Genomic DNA, 24,803 nt, shown 5'->3' on the forward strand with positions numbered 1-24,803 from the left:
TAAGTTTTTTAAAAAGTATAATCCTCTATTTCTTCATATGCTTCAGAAGATATAAACTCTGCAATTTTTCTCATCTTTTCCATCTCTTTAGGTGGCTTAATTGTCCAAAAGGCTTTCCATTGTTCAAGATTATCCCATCTAGCAACTGTAGAAATCAATGTCTCATCTTCAAAAGACTTAATCATAAAACTTCCTCTAGCTCCCTTTGTAGTTTCGTGAATTTTATTTGTTGCAATACTCCAAGCCTCTTTAAAAGCATCAAAATCCTCTTTTTCAACTCTCCATTTATAGATAACTCTAATCATTTTTAATCCTTTTAGTATCTTAACTTCATTAACACATTTTATATTTATATCATAAAGATTTTTAACTTATTTCATATTTTTAAATAAATAATTAACAAAATGCAATACTTTATTTATATATATTTTTTTTATGATAAAGTTCAAATATTAATTAACAATTATATAGAATCTCTTTTTAAATAAGGAAAAGTATGGCTAAGAAAAAAACATCATTATTTGAGTGTCAACATTGTGGAGAACAAAGTGCAAAATGGTTAGGTAAATGTCCAAATTGTGGTTCTTGGGACTCATTTATTGAATTAAATCAAGAGCAACAAGAGGTTTTAAAACAAACTGCAAAAGTTGTAAATACTACTTCAAAAGCAACTCCAATAACACAAATTCAACAAGATGATGTAACAAGATTTTCTTCATACAACGATGAATTTGATTTAGTTTTAGGTGGAGGAATTGTTCCTGGAAGTTTAACTTTAATTGGTGGAAGTCCAGGAGTTGGAAAATCTACACTTCTTTTAAAAGTAGCAGGAAGTATTGCAAAGTCTGGCAAAAAAGTTTTATATGTATCAGGGGAAGAAAGCTCAGGACAGATTAAACTTCGTGCAAATAGACTTGATGCAAACCATGATAAATTATATCTTTTAAGTGAAATAAAACTTGAAGAGATACTTGATGAACTATTAAGAGATGAGTATGAAGTTTGTATCATAGACTCAATTCAAACAATTTATTCTAGTGCTATTACATCAGCGCCAGGTTCAGTTTCACAAGTAAGAGAGATCACTTTTGAGCTTATGAGAAAAGCAAAAGAGAGTGATATCGCAATGTTTATAATTGGTCATATCACAAAAGATGGAAGTATTGCAGGACCAAGAGTTTTAGAACATATGGTTGATACTGTTTTATATTTTGAAGGGGAAGCAAGTAGAGAATTAAGAATGTTAAGAGGTTTTAAAAACAGATTTGGTTCAACTTCTGAAATAGGTATTTTTGAGATGACCCAAGAGGGACTAATTTCTGCAAAAGATATAGCTTCAAAGTTTTTTGATAAAAGTAAAGCCCAAAGTGGTTCAGCTTTAACTGTAGTTATGGAAGGAAGTCGTGCTCTTATAATTGAAGTTCAAGCTTTAGTTACAGAATCAACTTATCCAAACCCAAAAAGAACAGCTACAGGTTTTGATGGAAACAGATTAAATATGCTTTTAGCTTTACTTGAAAAGAAAATCGATTTACCTTTAAATCATTATGATGTATTTGTAAATATAAGTGGTGGTATAAAGATTAAAGAGAGTTCCGCTGATTTAGCAGTAATCGCTGCAATTATTAGTTCATTTAGAGATAGACCTATTTCTAAAGAATCTACATTTATAGGGGAAGTATCTCTTACAGGTGAGATAAAAGATGTTTATTCTATTGATTTAAGATTAAAAGAAGCGCAAGCACAAGGGATAAGAAAAGCTGTAATCGCTCAAAAAACAAATCTAAAACTTGATTTAAAAACCTTTGCAGTAGATGAAGTATCTAAGATGATAGAGCTATTTTAAATAGCTCTATTTCCCTACTCTTTTATTAGCTCCTGCCATAAGTCTGTCTTTTGTAACAATCGCTCTTGTGTGAGTACCCTCACCTATTTTTCCACCTGAATCTTCAACCTCTATAGAAAACTTATAAAGTTTACCTTCCATTCCAACAAAAGTTGCTGTAGATTTAACAATATCTCCACAAAGAGTTGGAGCAAGATGTTTAACATTAACTTCAACACCAACAGATAATTCACCTTCATTTAAAAAAGGGATTAAAACTTTTGCTGCACTAGCTTCCATTAAGGCAATCATTCTTGCAGTTGCAAAAACTTCAGGAAAGTTATCTTCCTTTGAGATACCTAAATTTTTAGCTAAATCTTTTCTATCAACTTTAAATTCAATAAAATCACTAGTTCCATTTTCTAATTGCATACCTACTCCTATGTTTTTTATATTCTATATTCTCTATACTTAAATAAAAATCTATTTTTTAGCTACTCATTTGTAAACTTTAGATATAATCCGCCAAAATAATAATGGATAAAATATGATTGATTTAGATAATCAGACCGATTTTAATATTGATATCTCTTCTTTAGAAAATATAGTTGAAGATTTAACACAAAAAGATATTGAATTAATAATAGTTAATAATGATGCGATAAAAGAGTTAAATAAAGAACACAGAAATATTGATAAAGCAACTGATGTTTTAAGTTTTCCACTTGAATTTGAAATGCCAAATATGCCTTTAGGCTCAATTATCGTTTCAGTTGATTTTGTGGAAGAAAAAGCAAAAGAATATAATCATAGTTTAGAAGATGAGTTTAAACTTCTTTTTATTCATGGTTTACTTCATCTATTAGGGTTCGATCATGAAGTTGATAATGGCGAGCATAGAAAAAAAGAGGAAGAATTGATAAATAAATATAACTTGCCAAAAAGTTTAATAGTAAGGAATTCATAATATGGATATACTAATTTTTGTTGTTGCAATGACTGCTTTGATTTATGGAGCAGATTTTATTATTGAACAAAGTGAAAGAATTGCTCTTCACTATAATATTTCACCTTTTGTAATTGGTGCAACTTTAATTGCACTTGGTACTTCTTTACCTGAAATGGCAGTATCAATTTCTGCATCAAGTAAAGGTAGTGGAGATATTGCAGTTGCAAATGTAATTGGAAGTACAATATTTAATATAGCTTTAGTATTAGGTGCAGTATTTCTAATCTCTAAAAAAATCAAACCAGATAGAGATCTTTTTGCAAAAGATTCAGCTTGGGCTTTATTTCCTATTTTAGTTTTTATACTTATGAGTATTGATGGAAAATTAAACTTTGTAGATGGTCTGTTATTTGTAATTTTGATGATTGGATACTTAATGTTTCTTATCACTTCAAATCAAGTTGAAGAGCTTGATGATGAAATAAAAAAAGAAAAGTTTGCTTGGGGGAAAACCTCAGTTATGCTACTAATAGGTTTTGTTTTAACTATTGCTGGTGCAGACTTTGCAATTGACAGTGCAGGAAATATTGCTAGAAGTTTTGGAATTAGTGAATGGGTAATTGGTCTATTTCTAGTTGCTTTTGGTACATCTTTACCTGAATTAACAATTTCTATAAAATCAGCTTTAAATAATAATGCAGACTTAGCAATTGGTAATATTATTGGTTCAAATGTTGCAAACTTTACTATGGTTTTAGGTATAAGTTCAATGGTAAATCCACTAAATGTAAATTTAAGTGGAAACTTTTTTGATATTGCAGCTGCCTTTATCTTATCACTTATGTTAGTATTTATAACAGCAAATAAACTTTATAATAAAAGTGCAGGTATTGTTTTAATGGTAGTATTAGGATTAGTTATTCAAAATAGCCTATAAGGCTATCTTGAAGTTTATTGACATTTAGAGCAAATTCCTGAAAATACAACTTTTGTATCTTCTACTTTAAAGTTAGAAATTGTTGCTATAGATTCATTTAAAATAGATGTATCAACATGAATATCTTCTATATATCCACAAGATGAACAAACAAGATGAGAGTGTTCCTCTTTTGCTAATTCATAAACTGATTTAGCTTCTGGAATTTTTACTTCATTTAAAAAAATCTTTTCAACCATTGCATTTACATTTTTATATATAGTTGCAAGTGATATTGAAGGAAATTTTTTTAATAAATTTTGATATAACTCATCAATATTCATATGTCCATTTTTATATAATTCATCAACAATTGCAACCCTTTGTGGAGTAACTTTAAGATCGTACTCTTTTAACAAAACTGAGCTATTGAACATATTTTTTCCTTTCCCGTATTATTTTACATAAAATTTATTTAATTTTTGCTATACGGACCAATTCATCATGTAATCTTAGTATATTAAACTTGTTTTTTTATTTACTAATTAATATTAGTAAAAGAAAATTATTTTCTTTTAAGATTATATTAAATGTAAGTATGTTTAAATTATGATTGTAATATAGTATGTTTATTATAAACTAAGTCTATAAAAAAACTATAAGGAGAAATTATGAGACAATACGAATCGTACAAATGTAACAAATGTGGAAATATAGTTGAAGTACAAAATGTTGGTGGGGGAGAACTTCACTGCTGTGGTCAAGCAATGGAGATGATTACAGAAAATCTTACAGCTGTTAATCTTATGAAAGCATTTGCTGGTGAATCAATGGCAAGAAACAAATATGAGTATTATGCAAAAGTTGCACAAAAAGAGGGATACAGAGATATAGCTGAACATTTCCAAAGAGCTGCAAACAATGAGAAAAAGCATGCGAACTTAGAACTTAGAGCATATAATGAGATGATTAAAGGTAAAGAGTTAGGTAATACAATTGAAAATCTTAATGATGCAATTGCTGGTGAAAGTTATGAAAATGTAACAATGTACCCTGATTTTGCTGCAGTTGCTAAAGATGAAGGTAAAAAACAAATTTCTAAAATGCTTGAGATGATTGGTAAAATTGAAATTGAACATGAAAATATGTATAAAATGTTACTTGAAAGACTTGAATCAGGAAAAGAGTTTGAAAGTGATGATGAAGATGAAGAGTGGATCTGTGAAGTCTGTGGACATGTTCACAGAGGTAAAAAAGCACTAAAAATGTGTCCTGTTTGTAAACATCCACAAGAATATCAATCAAGATTAAATTCTAAAAAATAAATATATTAAGAGTAGATTTTTCTACTCTTAGATAAAATACCAATTCATTTATTAAGATTATGGAGATGTTTTGGTAAGACTTTTTTTATTGCTTTTTCTAAGCATCTGTTTATATGCAAAAGATTTCACTGTTAGTTCATACAATGTGGAAAACCTTTTTGATTTAGAACTTAATAAAACAGATTACAAAGAGTATAAACCAAATACAAATTCAAACTGGAATAAAAAAACTTTCAATATAAAACTCTCAAACACTATAAAAGTATTAAAAGATTTAGACAGTGATATTATCGCTTTACAAGAGATTGAAAATAAAGAACTAATAAAACTTTTATTAAAAATACTTCCAGAATATAAGTATTATTCTTTTTCTAAATATCCAAATGCTAGTGTAGGTGTTGGATTTTTAAGTAAAATTAAAATTATAAAAAATAAAACAATAAATGTAAAATTTTCAAATAAAATATTCAGACCAATATTAGAAACAACATTTAAATTAGATGATTTTCAATTTAAAATTTTTAATAATCATTGGCCATCAAAAAGATCACCTGAAAGCTATAGAATAAAATACGCAAAAAAACTTTTTGATAGAATTAATGAACTTCCAGAGGGTTATGATTATATATTACTTGGTGATTTTAACTCAAACTATAATGAGTTTGAAACAATCTACTACAATAAAGAGTTAAACAATACCCAAAGTTTAACAGGAATTAATCAAGTATTAAATACAACTATAGATAAAAACTATATTACAAAAGAAGATATTTTAAAATATAAGAAAAGAGTTCATTATAACTTGTGGTTAGAGTTAGCTTTTGAAGGTAGATTTTCAAGTAAATACAGAGGTGAGAATCAAACCCCTGATAATATACTTGTTTCTGCATCTTTATTTGATAACAAAAATATATCTTTCAAAATAAATAGTTTCAAGGTATTTAAACCCTCATATTTATATAAAAATAAAAAGATAAATAGATGGCAAACAGTTAATAAAAAACATAAAGGATATGGCTTTTCAGATCATCTACCTATTAGCGCAAGTTTTACAACAGCTAAAGTAATAAAAAAAGAAAGCACAAATAAAAAAATAAAACATATCTCTCAATTATATGAAAAAATCAAATTAACTGAATCTATAGATTTAAAAGATATAATAGTAATTTATAAAAATGCAAATAATGCAATTATAAAACAAAAAAATGATAGAGCAATTTACCTTTTTAACAATGCACAAGGCTTGATAGAAGGAAACTTTTATAATATAAAAGTGTTCCAAATAAAAAACTACTTTGGTCTAAAAGAGATAAAAGATTTTAAAATTGTAAAAAATAATGGTAAATTTCTAGATTATGAAAATTTATATTTAGATTTAAATAAACTAAATATAGACGACTTAAAATATCAAAATGAAATAGTAAAAGATATAGAAGGCTTATATAAAAATGGAAATTTTTATTACAAAGATAAAGTTATAAATATATATTTTAGAAATAAAGAGGATAAACCAAATAATACAATGAACATAAAAATTAAACGTGCTCAAATAGGATATTATAAAGATAAAATACAATTGGTAATCCATAAAAAAAGTGATTTTGATGTTAATTAAATCTATTTTTACAAACAGTAGTGGTATTTTACTTTCAAGAATTTTAGGTTTTATTAGAGATCTATTAACAGCATCAATTTTAGGTGCAAATATATATTCAGATATATTTTTTGTAGCATTTAAAATACCAAATCTATTTAGAAGAATATTTGCAGAAGGTGCATTTACTCAGGCTTTTATACCCTCTTATGCAAAATCAAAATATAAAATTAGATTTTCATCAATTATATTTCTTCAACTAATTGCATTTTTAATAGTTTTATCACTTCTTGTAACCCTATTTTCAAGTTTAATTACAAAAGCTGTTGCCTTTGGTTTTGATGACAAAACTATTGATTTAGCATCACCTTTAGTTGCAATAAACTTTTATTATCTACCATTAATTTTTATTGTTACTTTTATGGCCGCGCTATTACAATATAAAAACCATTTTGCCACAACTGCATTTTCAACCTCATTATTAAATTTAAGTTTAATTGCAGCACTTATTATCTCAAAAAATTATGATAAATATGAGATTACATTTTATCTATCTTATGGTGTGCTTATTGGTGGAATATTACAAATCATAGTCCATTTACTTGCAATAAAAAAATATAATTTATGTAAGATATTTACTTTTAAGAAACATGAAAAAAAAGAAGAAAACAAATTTTATAAAAACTTTTTTGCCGCAACAATGGGAAGTTCTACTGCTCATTTATCTGCTTTTTTAGATACATGGTTAGCTTCATTTTTAGTTACAGGATCAATCTCTTATTTATATTATGCAAACAGAGTATTTCAATTACCTTTGGCTCTTTTTGCAATTGCAACTTCAGTTGCCCTGTTTCCAATGATAGCCCGTGCAATAAAAAATAAAGATGAAGATAAAGCCTTACAACTTATGAAAAAATCCTCTTTAATCTTATTCTCACTTCTTTTAATAGCTACCTTAATAGGTATAGTATTAAATGATGAAATAATCTGGTTACTTTTTGAAAGAGGTGCTTTTACAAGCAATGACACTTCAAATACTGCTTTGATATTAACTATGTACTTAATTGGACTACTGCCATATGGATTAGCAAAAATATTCTCTTTATGGTTATATGCAAAAGAAGAGCAATTTTTAGCAGCTAAAATTTCTGTTAAATCACTTGGAGCTAATATTATATTTTCATTAATATTAATTGGACCATATGAAGCTGCAGGATTAGCCTTTGCAAGTACATTAAGTGGCTTTATACTTTTCTTTTTAACCCTAAAAGCTTTTGGTTTTAAAAGATTAAAAACACTCTATTTTATGTAACTTTTGATAAAATATTAACTTAACTAAGAAATAGGATAATAATGAAAGACTTTTTTAAATACTATATACCTTTTTATAAAAATTATAAATTAAAAATTTTCTATGCTTTTATAGGAATTTTATTAGTTGCCGGAGGAAGTGCTGGGTTAGCTTATATTGTGAAACCACTTCTTGATGAAGTGTTTATTGCAAAAGATGAGCAGATGTTATATATGGTACCAGTATTACTAATTTTAGTTCAAACTGCACAAGGCTTTGGAAAATATATTCAAGTCTATTATGTTTCTTATATTGGTCAAGATATTATTAGAATCACAAGAGATAGATTATTAAAACATATTTTAACCCTTGATATAGCATTTTTTCAAAAAAAGCATGGTGGAGAATTAATATCTAGAATTACAAATGATATAAATAGAATTCAAAATGCAGTATCAAACCAAATTGCTGGTTTTATAAGGGAAACTTTAACTATTATTGCATTAATAGGTGTTGTAATTTATCAAAGTGCCGAATTGGCATTTTATGGACTTATCGTTATGCCTCTAGCAATATATCCAATGGCTGTTCTTGCAAAAAAAATGAAAAAGTTATCATTTAGATCTCAAGAAAGTGCATCAGATATCACTTCACATTTAAGTGAAACTTTTAATAATGTTGAAATTATTAAAGCAAATTGTACAGAAAAACTTGAGCTTGATAAATTTGAAAACCATAACAAAAACTTTTTTGATATAAATATTAAAGCAGTAAAAACTTCTGAATTAACTTCACCAATTATGGAATTTTTAGGTGCAATTGCTGCGGCTATAGTTATTATCTACGGTGGTTCTGAAGTTATAAATGGAGAGCTTACAGCTGGTTCATTTATGTCTTTTATTGCTGCACTTTTTATGCTATATACACCATTAAAAAGAATTTCTGCAATTTATAATCAATTACAAGGTGCAATTGCTGCCCATGAAAGAGTGTTATCTGTTTATTCTATAGAATCAACTATACCAACAGGAGATAAAGAATTCCCAAAAAATATCGAAAAAATAGAATTTAAAAATGTGGAATTAAAATATGATGATTTTATTGCTTTAAAAGATATAAATTTAACAGCAGTAAAAGGGGAAAAGTTTGCCTTAGTTGGAGATAGTGGAGGAGGAAAATCTTCTCTAATAAATCTATTAATTAGATTTTATGATACGCATGCTGGTGAAATTTTATTTAATGATTCAAACCTGCAAGATATTGATATAACATCGTTAAGAACAAATATATCTGTTGTTACCCAAAGAGTTTATATTTTTAATGATTCTGTAGCATCCAATGTAGCATATGGTTATAAAATAGATGAGCAAAGAGTAATAAATGCTTTAAAACAAGCACATGCATATGATTTTGTTTCAAGTTTAGAAGATGGTATCTATACAAAACTTGATGAATTTGGTACAAATTTAAGTGGTGGGCAAAGACAAAGAATTGCCATAGCAAGAGCTTTATATAAAAATCCTCAAATACTAATTTTAGATGAAGCAACATCAGCACTTGATAATGAGAGTGAATCAATTATTTCAGAAGTGATTGATGAAGTTTCTAAAGATAGAATAACTTTTGTTATTGCCCATAGATTAAGTACAATTAAAAATGCTGATAAAATTGCAGTATTTAAAAAAGGTAAAATTGTTTGCATCGACAATGAAAAAAATCTTCTTGAAAACTGTAGTGAATACAAGAGACTTTATAATCTAGCAAATATATAGATACCTATTAACTTTTTTTCAATAGTTTTTAGATAAAATATTAAAATTTTTTATAAAGGACCTCTTTGTTTAGTTACCAAACATTAAAAAAAGTACTTTTTTTGTTTCAACCTGAAACAGCCCATAATTTAGCCGAGTTTGGATTACGATTACTTCCAAATCTAAAAGTAATCAACAACTACATGATAAATAAAAATTTTATTATGGATAAAAGACTAAATCAAGAGATATGTGGAATACAGTTTCAAAATCCTGTGGGATTAGCTGCAGGCTTTGATAAAAATGCTACAATGATAAAATCAATGATGGCATTAGGATTTGGTTATACAGAGATTGGTACAATGACACCAAGACCTCAAGATGGTAATCCAAAGCCAAGAATGTTTAGATATCCTGAATTAAACTCTGTTCAAAATGCTATGGGATTTAATAACGAAGGTTCTGCAAAAGTTTTAATGAACTTAAAAAAAGTTTATCCATATTCGATACCAATTGGTGCAAATATTGGAAAAAACAAAGTAACTCCTGAAGAGTTTGCACTTCAAGATTACAAAATATTAATTAGAAAATTTGAAGATAACAGTGATTATTTGGTTATAAATATTTCAAGTCCAAATACACCAAATTTAAGAGATTTACAAAATGAAAAGTTTATTACTGAGCTTTTTTCTATGGCAAAAGAGTTAACTAATAAACCAATATTTTTAAAAATTGCACCTGATATGGAAGTTGAAACTGCAATTGAACTTTGTAAAACTGCTGTTAATGCTGGAGCTTCTGGGATCATTGCAACGAATACTACAATAGATTATTCTTTAGTAGAAGGAGCGCAAGATTTTGGTGGGTTAAGTGGTGCTTGTTTAACAGATAAATCTTATAATCTATTTAAAGAGATTGCAAAAGAGTTATATGGTAAAACTGTACTAATATCAGTTGGTGGTATTTCTGATGCAAAAGAGGCCTATAAAAGATTAAAAGCTGGTGCATCTTTAGTTCAATCTTATACTGGAATGATTTTTGAAGGACCATCAATGGTTAGAAAAATCAATGAGGGTATTTTAGAACTTATGAAAGAAGATGGATTTAATAATATATCTGAAGTTATTGGTTCAGATTTAAAATAAGAAAGGTTATTGAAAAATGATTTTTATGAAAAAATCTAAATTATTTATTATTCATTTTTCATTATTAATTATATTTATGGGAGATTTAATGAGTCAAAGTTTACCAAGTTATTATACGAAAACTTTAGAAAATGGATTAAAAATTGTTGCTATTCCTATGGATAATGGCTCAAATGTTGTTTCTACAAATATTTTTTATAATGTAGGTAGTAGAAATGAGATTATGGGTAAATCTGGGATTGCCCATATGTTAGAACACCTAAACTTTAAATCTACAAAAAATTTAGATGCTGGTGAATTTGATGAGATAGTAAAAGGTTTTGGAGGGGTTAACAACGCCTCAACATCTTTTGATTACACAAAATATTTTATTAAATCTAGTTCTAAAAATATGGACGAATCTTTAAAACTATTTGCAGAACTAATGGAAAACTTAACATTAAAAGATGAAGAGTTCCAACCAGAAAGAGATGTTGTAGCAGAAGAAAGAAGATGGAGAACAGATAATAACCCTATGGGATATTTACAATATAGACTTTTTAATAATACTTATATTTACCATCCTTATCACTGGACTCCAATTGGTTTTACAAATGATATTAAAAACTGGACAATTGAAGATATTAGAGATTTTCACTCTACATATTATCAACCAGCAAATGCAACAGTTGTAATTGCTGGCGATATAACAAAAGAGGAAGTATTCTCTTCAACAGAGAAATATTTTAAAAATATAAAAAATAAAAAAGAGATACCATCAGTAGTTCATATGGTTGAACCAAAACAAGATGGTGAAAAAAATATTATTGTACATAAAGACACTCAAGTTGAAATGTTAGCTGTTGCTTATCATATTCCAAACTATGAGCATGAAGACCAAGTTGCACTTTCAGCTTTAAGTGAACTATTAAGTTCAGGAAAAAGTTCTTATTTACAGAAAGTTTTAGTTGATAAAAAAAGATTAGTTAACTCAGTTTATGCCTATAATATGGAACTAACTGACCCTGGTGTTTTCCTTTTTATGGCTGTTTGTAATGAAGGTGTAAAAGCTGAAGATGTAAAAAAAGAGATTGATAAAATCATTAAAGATATAAAAAGTGGAAATATCAGTAAAAAAGAGATAGAAAAAATTAAAATAAATACAAAAGCTGATTTTATTTTTTCACTGGAAAACTCTAGTTCTGTAGCATCTTTATATGGTAGCTACTTTGTTAGAGGAAACACTAAGCCTTTATTTGAATATGAACAAAGAGTTGAAAAACTAAAAAAAGAAGATATTATTAAAGTTACAAAAAAATATCTTACAAAAGACAATTCAACAACTGTAATATTAAAAAAAGCTAAAGAGAATTAATGGATTATAAAATCACAAAGACAGTTTTTGGAGAGAAGCCAGAATATAATCTTCCAAAACCACTTTTTTTAGAAGAGATGAAAGAGGAAGGTCTAATAAAACTTTTTGATAAATTTTATGATTTAGTTGCAGATAGTGATATAGGAAACTTCTTTCCACAAGATGAAGAGGAACTTGAAAAAGTCAAAGCTCATAATGTTAAGTTTTTTATTGAAGCTTGTGGTGGAGAAAAACATTATTCAAACACAGTTGGACACTTTGATATGATAAAAGCCCATGAACCTTTTTCTATTACAGAAAAAGCTAGAACAGAGTGGCTAGGTTGTATGGAAGAGATATTAAGAGAGTTTGATATATCAGATGAAGCAAAAAAAAGTTTTTGGGAATATCTGGAAACATTTTCAAAACATACTGTTAATGTAAATACTGGTTTAAAACTACCAGAAGATATAGTAAAAGTTTAATTATAAGAAAAGGAAAAGATAATATGGAGATTATTACAGGTGCTATGACCGCACTTATCACCCCATTTAAAAATGGAAAATTAGATACACAAAAATATGAAGAATTAATTAAAAGACAAATAGCTCAAGGTATTGATGTGGTTGTTCCTGTTGGTACAACAGGAGAAAGTGCAACACTTTCTGTTGAAGAAGATAAAGAATGTATAGAGATTGCAGTTGCTACTTGTAAAGGAACTAATGTAAAAGTTATTGCTGGGGCTGGTTCAAATGCTACACATGAAGCTTGCAATATTGCAAAACATGCACAATCTGTTGGAGCAGATGGACTTTTATCTGTTGCACCATATTATAACAAACCTTCACAAGAGGGATTATACCAACACTATAAAGCGATTGCACAGTCTGTAGAGATTCCATTTATGTTATATAATGTACCAGGAAGAACAGGTTCTGATATTTCTGCTGATACAGCAATTAGACTATATGATGATGTAGAAAATATTTATGCTATAAAAGAGGCTACAGGTTCTCTTGAAAGAGCAATTGAAATAAACTCTCAAAGACCAGATTTTTGTGTTATTTCTGGAGATGATGCTATAGATTTCCCTATGCTAGCAAATGGAGGGAAAGGTATTATTTCTGTAACAGCTAATCTACTTCCAAATATAAAATCAAAAATTGTACATTCAGTTTTTGAGGGAGATTACGATACAGCAAGAAGATTAAATAATGAACTATATCAGTTAAATAAAGTACTTTTTGTTGAACCAAATCCTATTCCAATTAAAGCTGCAATGTACTTAGCTGGATTATTAGATACATTGGAATATAGATTACCATTAACTGCACCAAGTGCAGATACAATGAAAAAATTAGAAGAAGTATTAAAAAACTATGAGGTGATAAAATAATGAATGAATTCATGAAGGGGAAGACTTTAGTTATTAGTGGGGGAACTAAAGGAATTGGTAAAGAGTGTGTTTATAAGTTTGCAAGTAATGGTGTAAATGTTGCATTTACATATAATTCAAATGCACAAATTGCAGAAGATATTTGTAAAGATGTTGAAGATAAATTTGGTGTAAAATGTAAATGTTATCCATTTAATATTCTAGAACCAGAAAAATATAAAGAACTATTTTTAGAAATAGATAAAGATTTTGATAGAGTTGACTTCTTTATTTCAAATGCTATGATTTATGGTAGAGCTGTTGTTGGTGGATATGGTAAATTTATGAAATTAAAACCAAGAGGATTAAATAATATCTATACTGCAACAGTAAATGCATTTGTTTGTGGAGCTCAACAAGCAGCTAAAAGAATGGAAAAAGTTGGTGGTGGTTCAATTGTTTCTTTAAGTAGTACAGGAAACTTAGTTTATATTGAAAACTATTCAGGACATGGAACAAATAAAGCTGCTGTTGAAGCAATGGTTAGATATGCTGCAACTGAACTTGGTGAAATGAATATTAGAGTTAATGCTGTTTCAGGAGGTCCTATTGATACAGATGCACTTAAAGCATTTACAAACTATGAAGAGGTAAAAGCAAAAACTGCTGAATATTCACCATTAAATAGAATTGGACAACCACAAGATTTAGCTCAATCATGTTTCTTCTTATGTACTCAAGATGCATCTTGGATTACAGGTCATACACTGATTGTTGATGGTGGGACAACATTTAAATAATGAAGAAAAGTCTAAATCTTCCAAATACACTAGCACTTTTCAGAATAGCATTAGCCCCGCTAATGCTACTTTTCTTAATCGAAAGAGATTTATTAATTTTTGAAAATTGGCATCCAAGTTGGCTTGACTATTTTGCAGGTTTAATTTTTGTAATAGCTTCTGTAACTGATTTTTTTGATGGATATATAGCAAGAAGCTGGAATCAAATGACTAAACTAGGAGCAATACTTGACCCCTTAGCAGATAAAATGTTAATGCTTGCAGGGTTTTTAGGTCTAATGGTAATAGATAGAGCTTCAGGATGGGCTGTTTTTTTAATTCTTTCAAGGGAATTTTTTATAACAGGATTAAGAGTTGTTGCTGTTGCTGAGGGTAAAAGTGTAGCTTCTACAATGGCAGGAAAAGTTAAAACTGTATTTCAAATGATTGCAATAGGTTTTTTAATTATGAATTGGCCATATGCAACTGCACTTTTATGGATAGCTGTTGTTTTAACTATATATTCTGGATATGAATATACTAGAGATTATTTTAAAATATAAGGATTTTTTTTGGGTACAATTACTTTTTTATTAGTACTTTCATTTTTAGTATTTTTTCATGAATTAGGACATTTTTTAGCAGCAAGATATTTTGGAGTTAAAGTACAAGTTTTTTCAATAGGATTTGGTAAAAAAATCTATGCAAAAGAGTGGAAAGGTACAGTTTGGCAATTTGCATTGGTCCCACTTGGTGGATATGTAAAAATGAAAGGTCAAGATGATACTAAACCAGGACTTGTTGAAGAGGGAAAAGACTCATATAACAACAAAACACCTTGGCAAAGAATAGTAATATTATTTGCAGGTCCTTTTGCTAATTTTATCCTTGCAGCTATATTATATTTTGTAATTGCTCTTGCAGGGGCAAACTCTTTAAGTCCAACAGTTGGTCAAATTCAGCCAAATTCACCTGCTCAAAAAGCTGGAATTCAAGTTGATGATATAATTTTAAAAATAAATGACAAAGATATTAAAACTTGGGAAGACTTAGGAGATTATATTAAAAATTCTCATGGTTCACTAAAATTTTTTATACAAAGAGATGGTAAAACCATTGCTAAAACAATAAACCCTTATATATCTGATGCCCAAAATATTTTTAAAGAGAATATTAAAAAAAGAATGATTGGAATCTCCCCTGCACCAAAAATTGTAACAATATATCATAATCCTATTTCTGCCTTAGGCTATGCATGGGATAAAACAATTGAATCCTCAAAAATGATCTTTTTAGGTGTACAAAAACTTATTCAAGGAATTATTCCTAGTTCAGAAGTTGGTGGAGTTATATCTATTGGAAAAGTAATTTCAGATGCAAGTGAATCATCTATAATTGCCCTACTTGCTATTACAGCACTTATATCTGTAAACTTAGGAGTTTTAAACCTTCTTCCTATTCCTGCTTTAGATGGTGGTCATATAATGTTTAATCTATATGAAATCATTGCAAGAAGAAAACCTAGTGACAAAGTATTTATGTATTTAACATTAGCTGGATGGGTTATTTTAGCCTCTTTAATGTTACTTGGTATATATAATGATATAAATAGAATATTTTTAAAAGGTGAATAATGGAAAAAGAACTTGCTGTTAAAAATTTAGATAAAGTTATTACAAAAGTTGAAGCATCTAGACTTAGAGTTTCGGAGCATCATATAGTAAAAATTATTGGAATTTCTAAATATTCTACTGCTGAAGATGTTAAAACTCTTTATGAAGTTGGACAAAGAGCTTTTGGTGAAAATAAAGTTCAAGATTTAAAAACAAAAAAAGAAGATCTAGATGATCTACCTATTGAGTGGCATTTTGTAGGAAGACTTCAAAAAAATAAAATAAACAATCTAATTGATTTAAGCCCTACTTTAATGCACTCGCTAGATTCAATTGAACTAGCAGAAGAATTAAATAAAAAACTAGAAGCAAAAAATAAAAAGATGTCTTGTTTACTTCAAATAAATTCTGCTTATGAAGATAGTAAAGCTGGAGTTGAACCTAGTGAAGCTGTATCAATATATAAATATATAAATGAAAATTTTGAAAATATCAGATTAAAAGGTGTAATGAGTATCGGTGCTCATACTAATGAAAGAGAAGTGGTAAAAAAATCGTTCATTACTACAAAAAATATTTTTGATGAACTTAAACCTTTTGGTGCAAAATATTGTTCTATGGGTATGAGTTCAGATTTTGATTTAGCGATTGCTTGTGGATCAAATATGATTAGAGTTGGTTCTACTTTATTTAAGTAAAACTATACTCAATTCTAAAATATTTTATGCTATAATTCAAAAATAATTTTTTTATTCTTCAAAATTATATTTTCCTAACTAAAGGTGCCAAATGAAAAGTTTAAGTGATATACGTAAATGGTTAAAAAATAAAAATGTAGAAAATTATACAGTTTCAGAAGATTTATATATCACAGTTCATGGTAATGTTGATTTAGATGGAAAAGTTAATGAAAGAGAACTTCCAGTAAAATTTGAAGTTGTTGATGGCTACTTTAATATTGCAAATAATAATTTAGAAACTCTAGAAGGGTGTCCTAAAAAAGTAGCTAGAGATTTCAACTGTTCAAATAATAAAATAACAAGCCTTTTTGGTGGTCCTCAAATTGTTGGAGACTTTGATTGTTCAAACAATGAATTAAAAAATAATTTATCTTATGGGCCTAAAGAGGTATATGGATACTATAATTGTTCAAATAATAGATTATCAACTATTGATGGAGCTCCAAGAAGTATTGTAGAGTATTTCAATTGTTCTAACAACCTACTTACAAGTTTAAAAGGTGGACCTAAATATGTTGATGGTTTTTTTGATTGTTCACAAAATAGATTAGAAACATTAAAAGGTGGACCAATTACTGTTGGGCAAGATTACATTTGTTATTGGAATCAATTAAAAAATTTAAGTGATGTAGCAGATGAAATTTCTTGGAATCTTATTACTGATATCTCTTTAAACCATATTACAAAAAGTTTTGATGAAGAGAAAAAGGTTTGGACATACAAAGGTGAAGAGGTAATTGGTCATATTTATAAACCATTACTTGACCTAACAGATAAAGATGATATTAGAAGATGGCTTAGCAAACATGGAGTTAAAGATTTCCATATCTTAAAAGATAACTCTGTTAAAGTACAAGGGGATGTAAGCTTTTCTAAAAAGTTGGAAAACCTTTCAAAACTACCACTTAGATTCCATGAAGTTACAGGTGATTTTGATATTAGTGATAATGTTTTAACAACCCTTGAAGGTTCTCCAAAAAGAGTAGGAGGAAGTTTTTTAGCATATAAAAATGAATTAACTTCTCTAAAAGGTGGACCAATTGAAGTTGGTAAAAACTTTATTATATTAAGAAATAATATCACATCATTAGAATATTCACCAGTAAAAGTAAAAGAGGATTATATTTGTTCACATAACCCACTAAAAAGTTTAGTTGGTGTTGTAGATGTTGGAGGAAATATTTTTACTAATCTACTTATTGAAGGTTTAAAATACCAAGAGTTCACATATAACTCAGTTAAAACATATAAATATGATGGTGATGCCATATTAAAATATATTGAAAAAGAGTGTAAAGTTTTAACTGAAGAAGAACAAGTATTTGAAATGACTAGAAGAAATATTCAAAATGCTATTAATAAAATGATAAATAATGATACTCTAAAAAAAGAGATGATTAATGATACACTTCTTAAAAATTTAACTAAGTATAATCTACACGATTTAAAAGAGATGGTACTTATTATTAAGAATCCTCCAAAAGAGAGAGAAAAGAAAGAATTATCAGAAGAAGAGATTTTACAATCAGTATTTGACCAAGAGATTTAAAAGGTAAAAAATGGAAATTTCTAATAATCTTAATAGATATGATTCAACAATACAACCTAATTCTAAACAGAATATTCAAGTAAATCCAAAAAATAGTATTAAACAATTTAACGAAGCTTTTAAAGTTGAGATTAGCCAAAGAGCAATGACAAGTTTAGAATTCAATGATGAAAGCATAAATTTTCCTGTACACAATGAAGATGTTCTTCAGTACAGTGAAAATCTTAGCTTAACATTTAAACCTTAATTACAAGAGTTTTTAAATTTTTTCAACTCTTCTTCTATAGATGGTACTCTCATAAAATGTTCCCCTATAAGAAAAGCATCTGCTCCAATAGAACTTAATCTTTTTATTGTTTCTGTATTAGAAACTCCCGATTCAGCTACAATTATTTTTCCATTTGGAATCATTGGAATTAATTGATCACAAAGTGTCATATCCATCTCAAATGTTTCAAGGTTTCTATGGTTTATACCAATAATAGTTGCACCACACTTCATGGCTTTCTTTAAATCCTCTTTATCATGGATTTCAACTAATACTTCTAATCCTAAGTGTAAAGCATACTCATAAAGCTCTTTTAACTCTTTTGTACTTAAACTTTTTGCTATAAGTAATATAAAGTCCGCACCATATACTAAAGCTTCAACAATTTGATATTTATCAAGTATAAAATCCTTTCTAAGTAAAGGAGTTGGGACATATCTTCTTATTTGTGTTAAATACTCTAAATTACCTTGAAAATAGTGTGGTTCTGTTAATACTGATATTGCATTAGCTCCATTATTAGAATACTCTTGAGCTATAAATAAAGGATCAAAATCCTCTTTTATAACACCTTTACTAGGACTTGCTTTTTTTACCTCAGCAATAATTCTAACAGGCTCTTCTTTTGTTGATGTTAAATATGGTTTAACATCTCTTGGAGGAAAAGGGTTTATACTTAAACTTCTTCCTAACCAATCAAGAGAATAATCTTTTTTTCTTTTTTCTACATCTTCTCTTGTTTTTCTATTAATTTCATCTAAAATCACTTATTGCACTCCTTAATTTTTTCCCAATGTAATTTAATTTCATTATCATTTGTTCCTGTAGATTCAACAACTCTTTTCATATTTATATATGCATTTTTACAATCTTTTTGTTTATATAAACCCCAAGCTAAAGAATCGATATATGCCAAATTGTCAGGAGCTTTTTCTAAAGCTTTATTCACATAATAAAGCCCCTTTTCTACATCAATATCAAAATCTATTAAAATATACCCTAAGTAGTTTTGATAAACATGATTATCAAGAATAGTTAATACATCTTCAAACTTTTTAATTACACTTTTTAAAACTTTTTTCTTATCTTTTGCCATTTCAAATTCAATAATTGCAATTTGTGCTAAATAATCAATATTTCCAGTATCTTTATAAAGTTTATTAACTAATTTATTTGCTTTTTTATAATTATTAGTTACCCGATATAAAGACAACAATTTATTATCATCTGCCCCACTCTCTTCTAAAAAAAAGATAGCCTCATTTATATCTTTTTTTTCTAGATAAAACATCAGCAGTTTATATATTTTATCTAGCATCTGTGAATTTTCCTCATCCTTAAAGGTTAAATATGTACGTTTTAAGATAGAAATAACCCCATCAATATTATTATCATTTTGATAAAATTCTAAAAGTTTAGAACAAACTATATTTCCACAACCTTTTACGTTTACATACGATTCAAGAAGATTAATAGCCTCTTTTTTCTCATCAGTAAATTGGTACATTACATTTGAAAGATTTAATAAAGAGCTCATAGAAGAACTGTTTTTATAAAGTTTTTTATAAATCTCTTTTGCTTTTTTATATTCAGCTTTTTTAATATAAACATTCCCTAAAAGTTCATTTGTTGATTCTTCATTTTCAACTTTTAATAAATTTTTTATCTCTTTTTCTGCTAAATCTAATTCACTTTTTTGAATAAGTGCTAATATATAAACCTTTAAAATTTGATTTTTATTTTCATCAAGGGTATTTTTATTTTTTTGAACATATGAGATTAATTCATCATATCTTTTTAAACCAAATGCTAATTTTGTATATTCTAATAAATATTGTTCTTTTAATGTATTTTCAAAAAGTTTTAAAAATAAATCACTTGCTTCTTCATTATTCCCTTGTCTTAAATACTCAAGAGCAAACATAATATATCTATCTTCAAGGGCAAAGGTTTTATATTTGAAATCTTTTTTTATTAAATTAGTATTAATATTCTCATTATTTAAACTACAGCCTGAAAGGAAAATAAGAAAAATCAAAATTAAATATCTATAATAGCTGGACACTCTTCTTTCACCTCATTTTTTCTAGTTCTAAAATATTCCCAAAAAGGAAATGTTTTACACTGTATTGGTCTTGCTTCATATATTGAGCACTGTTTTTTATCTAAATCAAAAAATTTACATGCATAATTGTTTTCTGATAATTTAACCTCTTGTATACTGTATTTGTACCCTCTTTTTTCTAAAAAATTGGTTTTTAACTCTTCTAAAGAGATTTTTAAAAGTTTACTTAACTTTTTCATCTCCTCTTTTTTAATCCAAATATTTCCACTTTCACCAATACAACAATTTCCTGCACAAGATTCACATCCTATTGGATTAAATGCAAAATTAAAACCCTCTTTTTTTATAATACTCATATCTCTACTTTTATACTATGTGTTGAACACATCTCATATATTTTTTTTACTTTTGATGTAAATTCATTACCTTCAAATACATATATTGAATCTAAAACTCTTAATAAAGATTTTGAATTTTTTCTAGCATAAATCAAAACTAAAGTTGCATCTTTACCCTCTTTCGGGTAAACAAACTGCATAGCTTCAATATTAAGTTTGCACTCTTCTAAAAGTTTTACAATCTCTTTTAATTGTTTCACATCATAACAAAAAAAGAATTTTCCATCATTTTTCAAAACTTTTGAAACTTTTTTTATAAAAAGATTCAAAGGCATACTATCATTATATCTTGCAATCTTAAGATTTTCATTTTCACTTTTTATTACATTACTATGATAAAAAGGTGGATTTGATACACATATATCAAATTTTTTGTCAAACTCCAACTCTAAAAAAGAGCCTTTATACATCTGAGTATCTATTTTATTGCATTTTGCATTTATTGTAGATAACTCTTGAAAAGTTTTTTGAATCTCACATTGATTTAAATTTAGTTTTTTATTATCTCTAGCAATAAGAAGTCCTAAAATACCACTTCCACTTCCTATATCTAAAATATCACCATTTACATTTTTAAATTTTTTTAAACACTCAATTGTAAAATTATATAAAAAATGGGTATCACTATTATAACAATATCCATTACTCGGTTGATATAAAACCAAAAAATACCTTTTCTTAATTTCTTGTGATTATATCTAATAATTTATTTAATTAAAGTGAGATATTATCTATTAATTAATATCTAAAATTATTTTAAATTATTCATACTATAAAGCTATATAATATAACTTTTATTTATATTTTTTTATGTAGCATAAAGTAACAAAAACGAAATTGAAATGCCATAACGTCACATTTAAATTAACTTTAATTACATAATTAGTTATCATTCTTCAAGTATACTTGAGAATTTCTGCTCAACTATCAATCAAATTTTTTAAGGGGAAAATATGGCAATAATGGAAGCTCCTACAAACACACCTGTTTGGGTAGATGAAAATAGATGTAAAGCATGTGATGTTTGTGTATCAGTTTGTCCAGCTGGTGTTTTGGCGATGAGACCAGAACCTACTTCTACACTTGGTGCTATGGTACAAATAATAGCTTCAGAGTCATGTATTGGCTGTAATGACTGTGAACTATCATGTCCTGATTTTGCAATATATGTTGCAGATAAAAAAGAGTTTAAATTTGCTAAGCTAACAGACGAAGCTAAACAAAGAGGCGAAGCAATCAAAAAGAACAATTATAGAGTTCTAAGTGTATAAGGAGAAGTAATAATGGCTAGAGAGATAATATCAACAGGTAATGATTTAGCTGCAATGGCAGCAGTAGATGCTGGATGTGAGTTTTTTGGCGGGTATCCAATTACTCCATCATCAGAAGTTATGCACACAATCTCTGATTTACTTCCAAAATCAGGTGGTGCAGCAATTCAAATGGAAGATGAAATTGCAGGGATTTGTGCTGCTTTAGGTGCTGCAATGTCAGGGAAAAGATCACTTACTGCAACTTCAGGACCGGGGATTTCATTAAAAGCAGAAAATATTGGTTTAGGATATATTGCAGAGGTTCCATTAGTAATTATAAATGTAATGAGAGGTGGACCATCTACTGGACTTCCAACTAGAGTTCAACAAGGTGATGTAAATCAAGCTAAAGCTCCTACTCATGGTGATTATAAATCAATCACAGTATGTGCATCTACTTTAGAAGAGTGTTATACTGAAACTGTAAGAGCATTTAATCTTGCTGATAGATTTATGCAACCAGTATTTGTACTTCTTGATGAAACTATAGGTCATATGTCTGGGAAGGCTGTAATACCTACTTTAGAAGAAATTAAAGCTAATATAAAACCAAGAAGAGTATTTGAAGGTGATCCAAAAGATTATAAACCTTATGATGTTCCAAAAGATGAAGCAGCAATATTAAATCCAATGTTTAAAGGTTATAGATACCACTATACTGGACTTCATCATGACTTTAATGGACACCCAACAGAAGATGCAACTATGTGTCAAAATTTAATTGATAGATTATTTAATAAAGTAGAAGCTCATGTTGATGAGATTGACTCTTATGAAGAGTATAAATTAGATGATGCAGAAATTATGATTATTGCTTATGGTTCAGTTGCATTATCAGCAAGAGAAGCTATTAATAGATTAAGAGATGAAGGTGTTAAAGTTGGTATGTTTAGACCAATTACTTTATGGCCAAGTCCAGAAAATAAAATTAAAGAGCTTTGTGATAAATTTGAAAAAACATTAGTAATAGAGCTTAATATGGGACAATATATTGATGAGATAGAAAGAGCTAGTGGAAGAAGAGATTTTGCAAAACTATTTAAAGCAAATGGTAGACCAATTGCCCCATTAGAGATCATTGAAAGAGTGAAAGGAATGTAAGATGGCATTTAATTATGATGAATATTTAAGAACAAATAAAATGCCAACACTATGGTGTTGGGGATGTGGTGATGGAGTTATCTTAAAAGCACTAATTAGAGCAATTGATAAATTAGGATGGAACATGGACGATGTTTGTGTTGTATCTGGAATTGGTTGCTCTGGAAGATTTTCTTCTTATATTAACTGTAACACTATTCATACAACTCATGGTAGAGCTGTTGCTTATGCTACAGGTGTAAAACTAGCAAATCCAGATAAACATGTTATTTGTGTAACGGGAGATGGTGATGGATTAGCAATTGGAGGTAATCATACAATTCATGGTTGCAGAAGAAATATTGATATTAACCATATTGTTATTGATAACTTTATTTATGGATTAACTAACTCTCAAACAAGTCCTACTACACCACAAGGTATGTGGACTGTTACTATGAAAAGAGGTAATATTGACCCAACTTTTGATGCATGTAATTTAGCAATAGGAGCAGGAGCTTCATTTGTAGCAAGAGAAACTATGCTAGACCCTAAAAAACTTGAAAGAGTTTTTGTAAAAGGTTTAGAGCATAATGGTTACTCTTTTTTTGATATTTTCTCAAACTGTCACGTAAACCTTGGTAGAAAAAATAAAATGAATTCTGCAATGGCAAACTTAGAATGGATTGATTCAATTAGTATGGCAAAAACTAAATTTGATAAATTAGAAGATTCTGAGAAAGAAGGAATATTTCCAACTGGTATTCTTAAACAAGACACAGAAGCAAAAGAGTATACAGATATGTATGCAAAAGTTAAAGAAGCACACCAAAATAAAACTGCGGTAGAACTATAAGGAGAACACAATGGCTAGAACATTAATGAGATTTACAGGTGTTGGTGGACAAGGTGTACTTCTTGCAGGTGCTATCTTTGCTGCAGCAAAAATTAAAGCTGGTGGATATGGATTAAAAACTGCAACATATACTTCTCAAGTAAGAGGTGGTGCAACGGTTGTTGATATTACACTTGAAGATGATCCTATTTTATATCCTTATGCAAATGAAGGTGAAATTGATTTTATGCTTTCAGTTGCACAAGTATCTTATGATCAATTTAAAACAGGTGTTAAACCAGGTGGAACAATTGTAATTGAACCAAATCTTGTGACTCCTACAGAAGAAGATAGAAAAACTTGGAATATATATGAAATTCCAATTATCACTATAGCAAAAGAAGAAGTAGGAAATGTAATTACTCAATCAGTACTTGCATTATCTATTGCAAATTATATGACTGGACATACAGTTGATGATGACACACTAAGAGATGCAATGCTTTCAAAAGTACCAGAAAAAGTACATGATATAAACAATAAAGCTTTCGATTTAGGTATAAAATACGCTAAACAAGCAACTGCATAATAATTTTACCTCTCTTAAAAAAGAGGGGTAAAGTTCTATTAAATCATATTCAATTAAAAACTTTAAGTTT

Annotated in this window: 28 protein-coding genes; 21 read left to right on the forward strand and 7 right to left on the reverse strand. The window is 28.2% G+C overall.

What is annotated here, in order from left to right; translation table 11 throughout:
• Positions 1-8: 8 nt before the first annotated feature.
• A complete protein-coding gene (locus tag ACKU3H_RS13640; RefSeq protein WP_320034421.1) occupies positions 9-305 on the reverse strand; it encodes an antibiotic biosynthesis monooxygenase in 297 nt (98 codons plus the stop codon).
• A gap of 191 nt (positions 306-496) precedes the next feature.
• Between ACKU3H_RS13640 and radA the strand changes: the two genes are divergently transcribed.
• Positions 497-1,846 carry a DNA repair protein RadA gene (gene radA / locus ACKU3H_RS13645; RefSeq protein WP_320034422.1) on the forward strand — a complete coding sequence of 450 codons (1,350 nt, stop codon included), beginning with the start codon at positions 497-499 and terminating at the stop codon, positions 1,844-1,846.
• 6 nt (positions 1,847-1,852) lie between these two features.
• On the opposite strand, the gene ACKU3H_RS13650 is transcribed toward radA, so the two are convergent.
• The gene (locus ACKU3H_RS13650) at positions 1,853-2,257 is read right to left on the reverse strand and encodes a thioesterase family protein (protein WP_320034423.1); all 405 of its coding nucleotides are present in this window, start codon (positions 2,255-2,257) and stop codon (positions 1,853-1,855) included.
• A 115-nt stretch (positions 2,258-2,372) separates the two neighbouring features.
• On the opposite strand from ACKU3H_RS13650, the gene ybeY reads away from it, so the two are divergent.
• A complete protein-coding gene (ybeY, locus tag ACKU3H_RS13655; RefSeq protein WP_320034424.1) occupies positions 2,373-2,792 on the forward strand; it encodes an rRNA maturation RNase YbeY in 420 nt (139 codons plus the stop codon).
• 1 nt (position 2,793) lies between these two features.
• Positions 2,794-3,711, forward strand: coding sequence for a calcium/sodium antiporter (locus tag ACKU3H_RS13660; RefSeq protein WP_320034425.1), 918 nt, complete (start codon positions 2,794-2,796; stop codon positions 3,709-3,711).
• A gap of 14 nt (positions 3,712-3,725) precedes the next feature.
• On the opposite strand, the gene ACKU3H_RS13665 is transcribed toward ACKU3H_RS13660, so the two are convergent.
• The gene (locus tag ACKU3H_RS13665) at positions 3,726-4,127 is read right to left on the reverse strand and encodes a transcriptional repressor (protein WP_320034426.1); all 402 of its coding nucleotides are present in this window, start codon (positions 4,125-4,127) and stop codon (positions 3,726-3,728) included.
• 234 nt (positions 4,128-4,361) lie between these two features.
• Between ACKU3H_RS13665 and ACKU3H_RS13670 the strand changes: the two genes are divergently transcribed.
• The 14 genes from ACKU3H_RS13670 (at position 4,362) to ACKU3H_RS13735 (ending at position 18,432) form a co-directional block, all read left to right on the forward strand.
• A complete protein-coding gene (locus tag ACKU3H_RS13670) occupies positions 4,362-5,015 on the forward strand; it encodes a ferritin family protein (protein ID WP_320034427.1) in 654 nt (217 codons plus the stop codon).
• Between the two features lie 70 nt (positions 5,016-5,085).
• On the forward strand, positions 5,086-6,630 hold the full coding sequence (locus ACKU3H_RS13675) for an endonuclease/exonuclease/phosphatase family protein (protein WP_320034428.1): 1,545 nt from the start codon (positions 5,086-5,088) through the stop codon (positions 6,628-6,630).
• The gene (gene murJ, locus ACKU3H_RS13680; RefSeq protein ID WP_320034429.1) at positions 6,620-7,921 is read left to right on the forward strand and encodes a murein biosynthesis integral membrane protein MurJ; all 1,302 of its coding nucleotides are present in this window, start codon (positions 6,620-6,622) and stop codon (positions 7,919-7,921) included. The genes ACKU3H_RS13675 and murJ overlap by 11 nt, the downstream gene beginning before the upstream one ends.
• A 41-nt stretch (positions 7,922-7,962) precedes the next feature.
• Positions 7,963-9,672, forward strand: coding sequence for an ABC transporter ATP-binding protein (locus tag ACKU3H_RS13685; RefSeq protein WP_320034430.1), 1,710 nt, complete (start codon positions 7,963-7,965; stop codon positions 9,670-9,672).
• 65 nt (positions 9,673-9,737) lie between these two features.
• Entirely contained in the window at positions 9,738-10,796 is a 1,059-nt protein-coding gene (locus ACKU3H_RS13690; RefSeq protein ID WP_320034431.1) for a quinone-dependent dihydroorotate dehydrogenase, read from the forward strand.
• An 88-nt stretch (positions 10,797-10,884) separates the two neighbouring features.
• Positions 10,885-12,150: a pitrilysin family protein gene (locus ACKU3H_RS13695; RefSeq protein WP_320034432.1), complete on the forward strand. Its 1,266-nt coding sequence runs from the start codon at positions 10,885-10,887 to the stop codon at positions 12,148-12,150.
• Positions 12,150-12,614 (forward strand): globin, encoded by a 465-nt coding sequence (locus tag ACKU3H_RS13700; protein ID WP_320034433.1) that lies wholly within the window; start codon positions 12,150-12,152, stop codon positions 12,612-12,614. Before ACKU3H_RS13695 ends, ACKU3H_RS13700 begins: the two co-directional genes overlap by 1 nt.
• Before the next feature lie 23 nt (positions 12,615-12,637).
• Positions 12,638-13,525, forward strand: coding sequence for a 4-hydroxy-tetrahydrodipicolinate synthase (gene dapA, locus ACKU3H_RS13705; protein WP_320034434.1), 888 nt, complete (start codon positions 12,638-12,640; stop codon positions 13,523-13,525).
• On the forward strand, positions 13,525-14,304 hold the full coding sequence (locus ACKU3H_RS13710) for an enoyl-ACP reductase (protein ID WP_320034435.1): 780 nt from the start codon (positions 13,525-13,527) through the stop codon (positions 14,302-14,304). The genes dapA and ACKU3H_RS13710 overlap by 1 nt, the downstream gene beginning before the upstream one ends.
• Positions 14,304-14,846 carry a CDP-diacylglycerol--glycerol-3-phosphate 3-phosphatidyltransferase gene (gene pgsA, locus ACKU3H_RS13715; RefSeq protein ID WP_320034436.1) on the forward strand — a complete coding sequence of 181 codons (543 nt, stop codon included), beginning with the start codon at positions 14,304-14,306 and terminating at the stop codon, positions 14,844-14,846. Before ACKU3H_RS13710 ends, pgsA begins: the two co-directional genes overlap by 1 nt.
• Before the next feature lie 9 nt (positions 14,847-14,855).
• Complete coding sequence (rseP, locus tag ACKU3H_RS13720) at positions 14,856-15,917, forward strand: RIP metalloprotease RseP (protein WP_320034437.1); 1,062 nt, start codon at positions 14,856-14,858, stop codon at positions 15,915-15,917.
• Positions 15,917-16,594: a YggS family pyridoxal phosphate-dependent enzyme gene (locus tag ACKU3H_RS13725; RefSeq protein WP_320034438.1), complete on the forward strand. Its 678-nt coding sequence runs from the start codon at positions 15,917-15,919 to the stop codon at positions 16,592-16,594. Before rseP ends, ACKU3H_RS13725 begins: the two co-directional genes overlap by 1 nt.
• A 91-nt stretch (positions 16,595-16,685) precedes the next feature.
• Entirely contained in the window at positions 16,686-18,185 is a 1,500-nt protein-coding gene (locus tag ACKU3H_RS13730) for a hypothetical protein (RefSeq protein WP_320034439.1), read from the forward strand.
• A gap of 10 nt (positions 18,186-18,195) precedes the next feature.
• Entirely contained in the window at positions 18,196-18,432 is a 237-nt protein-coding gene (locus tag ACKU3H_RS13735) for a hypothetical protein (RefSeq protein ID WP_320034440.1), read from the forward strand.
• Here ACKU3H_RS13735 and trpC read toward each other — a convergent pair.
• The 4 genes from trpC to ACKU3H_RS13755 are packed head-to-tail and all read right to left on the reverse strand — an operon-like array spanning position 18,429 to position 21,581.
• Positions 18,429-19,220 (reverse strand): indole-3-glycerol phosphate synthase TrpC, encoded by a 792-nt coding sequence (gene trpC / locus ACKU3H_RS13740; RefSeq protein WP_320034441.1) that lies wholly within the window; start codon positions 19,218-19,220, stop codon positions 18,429-18,431. The two genes, ACKU3H_RS13735 and trpC, sit on opposite strands and share 4 nt — an antisense overlap.
• Positions 19,217-20,491, reverse strand: coding sequence for a hypothetical protein (locus ACKU3H_RS13745; RefSeq protein WP_320034442.1), 1,275 nt, complete (start codon positions 20,489-20,491; stop codon positions 19,217-19,219). The genes trpC and ACKU3H_RS13745 overlap by 4 nt, the downstream gene beginning before the upstream one ends.
• A 2-nt stretch (positions 20,492-20,493) precedes the next feature.
• On the reverse strand, positions 20,494-20,874 hold the full coding sequence (locus ACKU3H_RS13750; protein ID WP_320034443.1) for a YkgJ family cysteine cluster protein: 381 nt from the start codon (positions 20,872-20,874) through the stop codon (positions 20,494-20,496).
• Positions 20,871-21,581 (reverse strand): methyltransferase, encoded by a 711-nt coding sequence (locus ACKU3H_RS13755; RefSeq protein WP_320034444.1) that lies wholly within the window; start codon positions 21,579-21,581, stop codon positions 20,871-20,873. The genes ACKU3H_RS13750 and ACKU3H_RS13755 overlap by 4 nt, the downstream gene beginning before the upstream one ends.
• 288 nt (positions 21,582-21,869) lie before the next feature.
• Here ACKU3H_RS13755 and ACKU3H_RS13760 point away from each other — a divergent pair, with 288 nt between their 5' ends.
• From ACKU3H_RS13760 to ACKU3H_RS13775, 4 genes are read left to right on the forward strand one after another with little or no spacing between them, the layout of a single operon-like run.
• Positions 21,870-22,187, forward strand: coding sequence for a 4Fe-4S dicluster domain-containing protein (locus ACKU3H_RS13760; protein ID WP_320034445.1), 318 nt, complete (start codon positions 21,870-21,872; stop codon positions 22,185-22,187).
• Between the two features lie 12 nt (positions 22,188-22,199).
• Complete coding sequence (locus ACKU3H_RS13765; RefSeq protein WP_320034446.1) at positions 22,200-23,330, forward strand: 2-oxoglutarate synthase subunit alpha; 1,131 nt, start codon at positions 22,200-22,202, stop codon at positions 23,328-23,330.
• A gap of 1 nt (position 23,331) precedes the next feature.
• Entirely contained in the window at positions 23,332-24,165 is an 834-nt protein-coding gene (locus ACKU3H_RS13770) for a 2-oxoglutarate ferredoxin oxidoreductase subunit beta (RefSeq protein WP_320034447.1), read from the forward strand.
• A 10-nt stretch (positions 24,166-24,175) separates the two neighbouring features.
• Positions 24,176-24,733, forward strand: coding sequence for a 2-oxoacid:acceptor oxidoreductase family protein (locus tag ACKU3H_RS13775; RefSeq protein ID WP_320034448.1), 558 nt, complete (start codon positions 24,176-24,178; stop codon positions 24,731-24,733).
• Positions 24,734-24,803: the final 70 nt, after the last annotated feature.

The organism is Halarcobacter sp., from assembly GCF_963675975.1.
Lineage (GTDB): Bacteria > Campylobacterota > Campylobacteria > Campylobacterales > Arcobacteraceae > Halarcobacter.

Coding starts and splice junctions, on each gene's coding strand:
- ACKU3H_RS13660 (WP_320034425.1), top strand. CDS start 2,794: ATGGATATACTAATTTTTGTTGTTGCAATGACTGCTTTGATTTATGGA.
- ACKU3H_RS13735 (WP_320034440.1), top strand. CDS start 18,196: ATGGAAATTTCTAATAATCTTAATAGATATGATTCAACAATACAACCT.
- ACKU3H_RS13695 (WP_320034432.1), top strand. CDS start 10,885: ATGAGTCAAAGTTTACCAAGTTATTATACGAAAACTTTAGAAAATGGA.
- ACKU3H_RS13670 (WP_320034427.1), top strand. CDS start 4,362: ATGAGACAATACGAATCGTACAAATGTAACAAATGTGGAAATATAGTT.
- dapA (WP_320034434.1), top strand. CDS start 12,638: ATGGAGATTATTACAGGTGCTATGACCGCACTTATCACCCCATTTAAA.
- ACKU3H_RS13750 (WP_320034443.1), bottom strand. CDS start 20,874: ATGAGTATTATAAAAAAAGAGGGTTTTAATTTTGCATTTAATCCAATA.
- pgsA (WP_320034436.1), top strand. CDS start 14,304: ATGAAGAAAAGTCTAAATCTTCCAAATACACTAGCACTTTTCAGAATA.
- ACKU3H_RS13700 (WP_320034433.1), top strand. CDS start 12,150: ATGGATTATAAAATCACAAAGACAGTTTTTGGAGAGAAGCCAGAATAT.
- ACKU3H_RS13760 (WP_320034445.1), top strand. CDS start 21,870: ATGGCAATAATGGAAGCTCCTACAAACACACCTGTTTGGGTAGATGAA.
- ACKU3H_RS13640 (WP_320034421.1), bottom strand. CDS start 305: ATGATTAGAGTTATCTATAAATGGAGAGTTGAAAAAGAGGATTTTGAT.
- ACKU3H_RS13730 (WP_320034439.1), top strand. CDS start 16,686: ATGAAAAGTTTAAGTGATATACGTAAATGGTTAAAAAATAAAAATGTA.
- ACKU3H_RS13650 (WP_320034423.1), bottom strand. CDS start 2,257: ATGCAATTAGAAAATGGAACTAGTGATTTTATTGAATTTAAAGTTGAT.
- ACKU3H_RS13765 (WP_320034446.1), top strand. CDS start 22,200: ATGGCTAGAGAGATAATATCAACAGGTAATGATTTAGCTGCAATGGCA.
- ACKU3H_RS13665 (WP_320034426.1), bottom strand. CDS start 4,127: ATGTTCAATAGCTCAGTTTTGTTAAAAGAGTACGATCTTAAAGTTACT.
- ACKU3H_RS13710 (WP_320034435.1), top strand. CDS start 13,525: ATGAATGAATTCATGAAGGGGAAGACTTTAGTTATTAGTGGGGGAACT.
- radA (WP_320034422.1), top strand. CDS start 497: ATGGCTAAGAAAAAAACATCATTATTTGAGTGTCAACATTGTGGAGAA.
- ACKU3H_RS13685 (WP_320034430.1), top strand. CDS start 7,963: ATGAAAGACTTTTTTAAATACTATATACCTTTTTATAAAAATTATAAA.
- murJ (WP_320034429.1), top strand. CDS start 6,620: ATGTTAATTAAATCTATTTTTACAAACAGTAGTGGTATTTTACTTTCA.
- ybeY (WP_320034424.1), top strand. CDS start 2,373: ATGATTGATTTAGATAATCAGACCGATTTTAATATTGATATCTCTTCT.
- ACKU3H_RS13775 (WP_320034448.1), top strand. CDS start 24,176: ATGGCTAGAACATTAATGAGATTTACAGGTGTTGGTGGACAAGGTGTA.
- ACKU3H_RS13770 (WP_320034447.1), top strand. CDS start 23,332: ATGGCATTTAATTATGATGAATATTTAAGAACAAATAAAATGCCAACA.
- ACKU3H_RS13725 (WP_320034438.1), top strand. CDS start 15,917: ATGGAAAAAGAACTTGCTGTTAAAAATTTAGATAAAGTTATTACAAAA.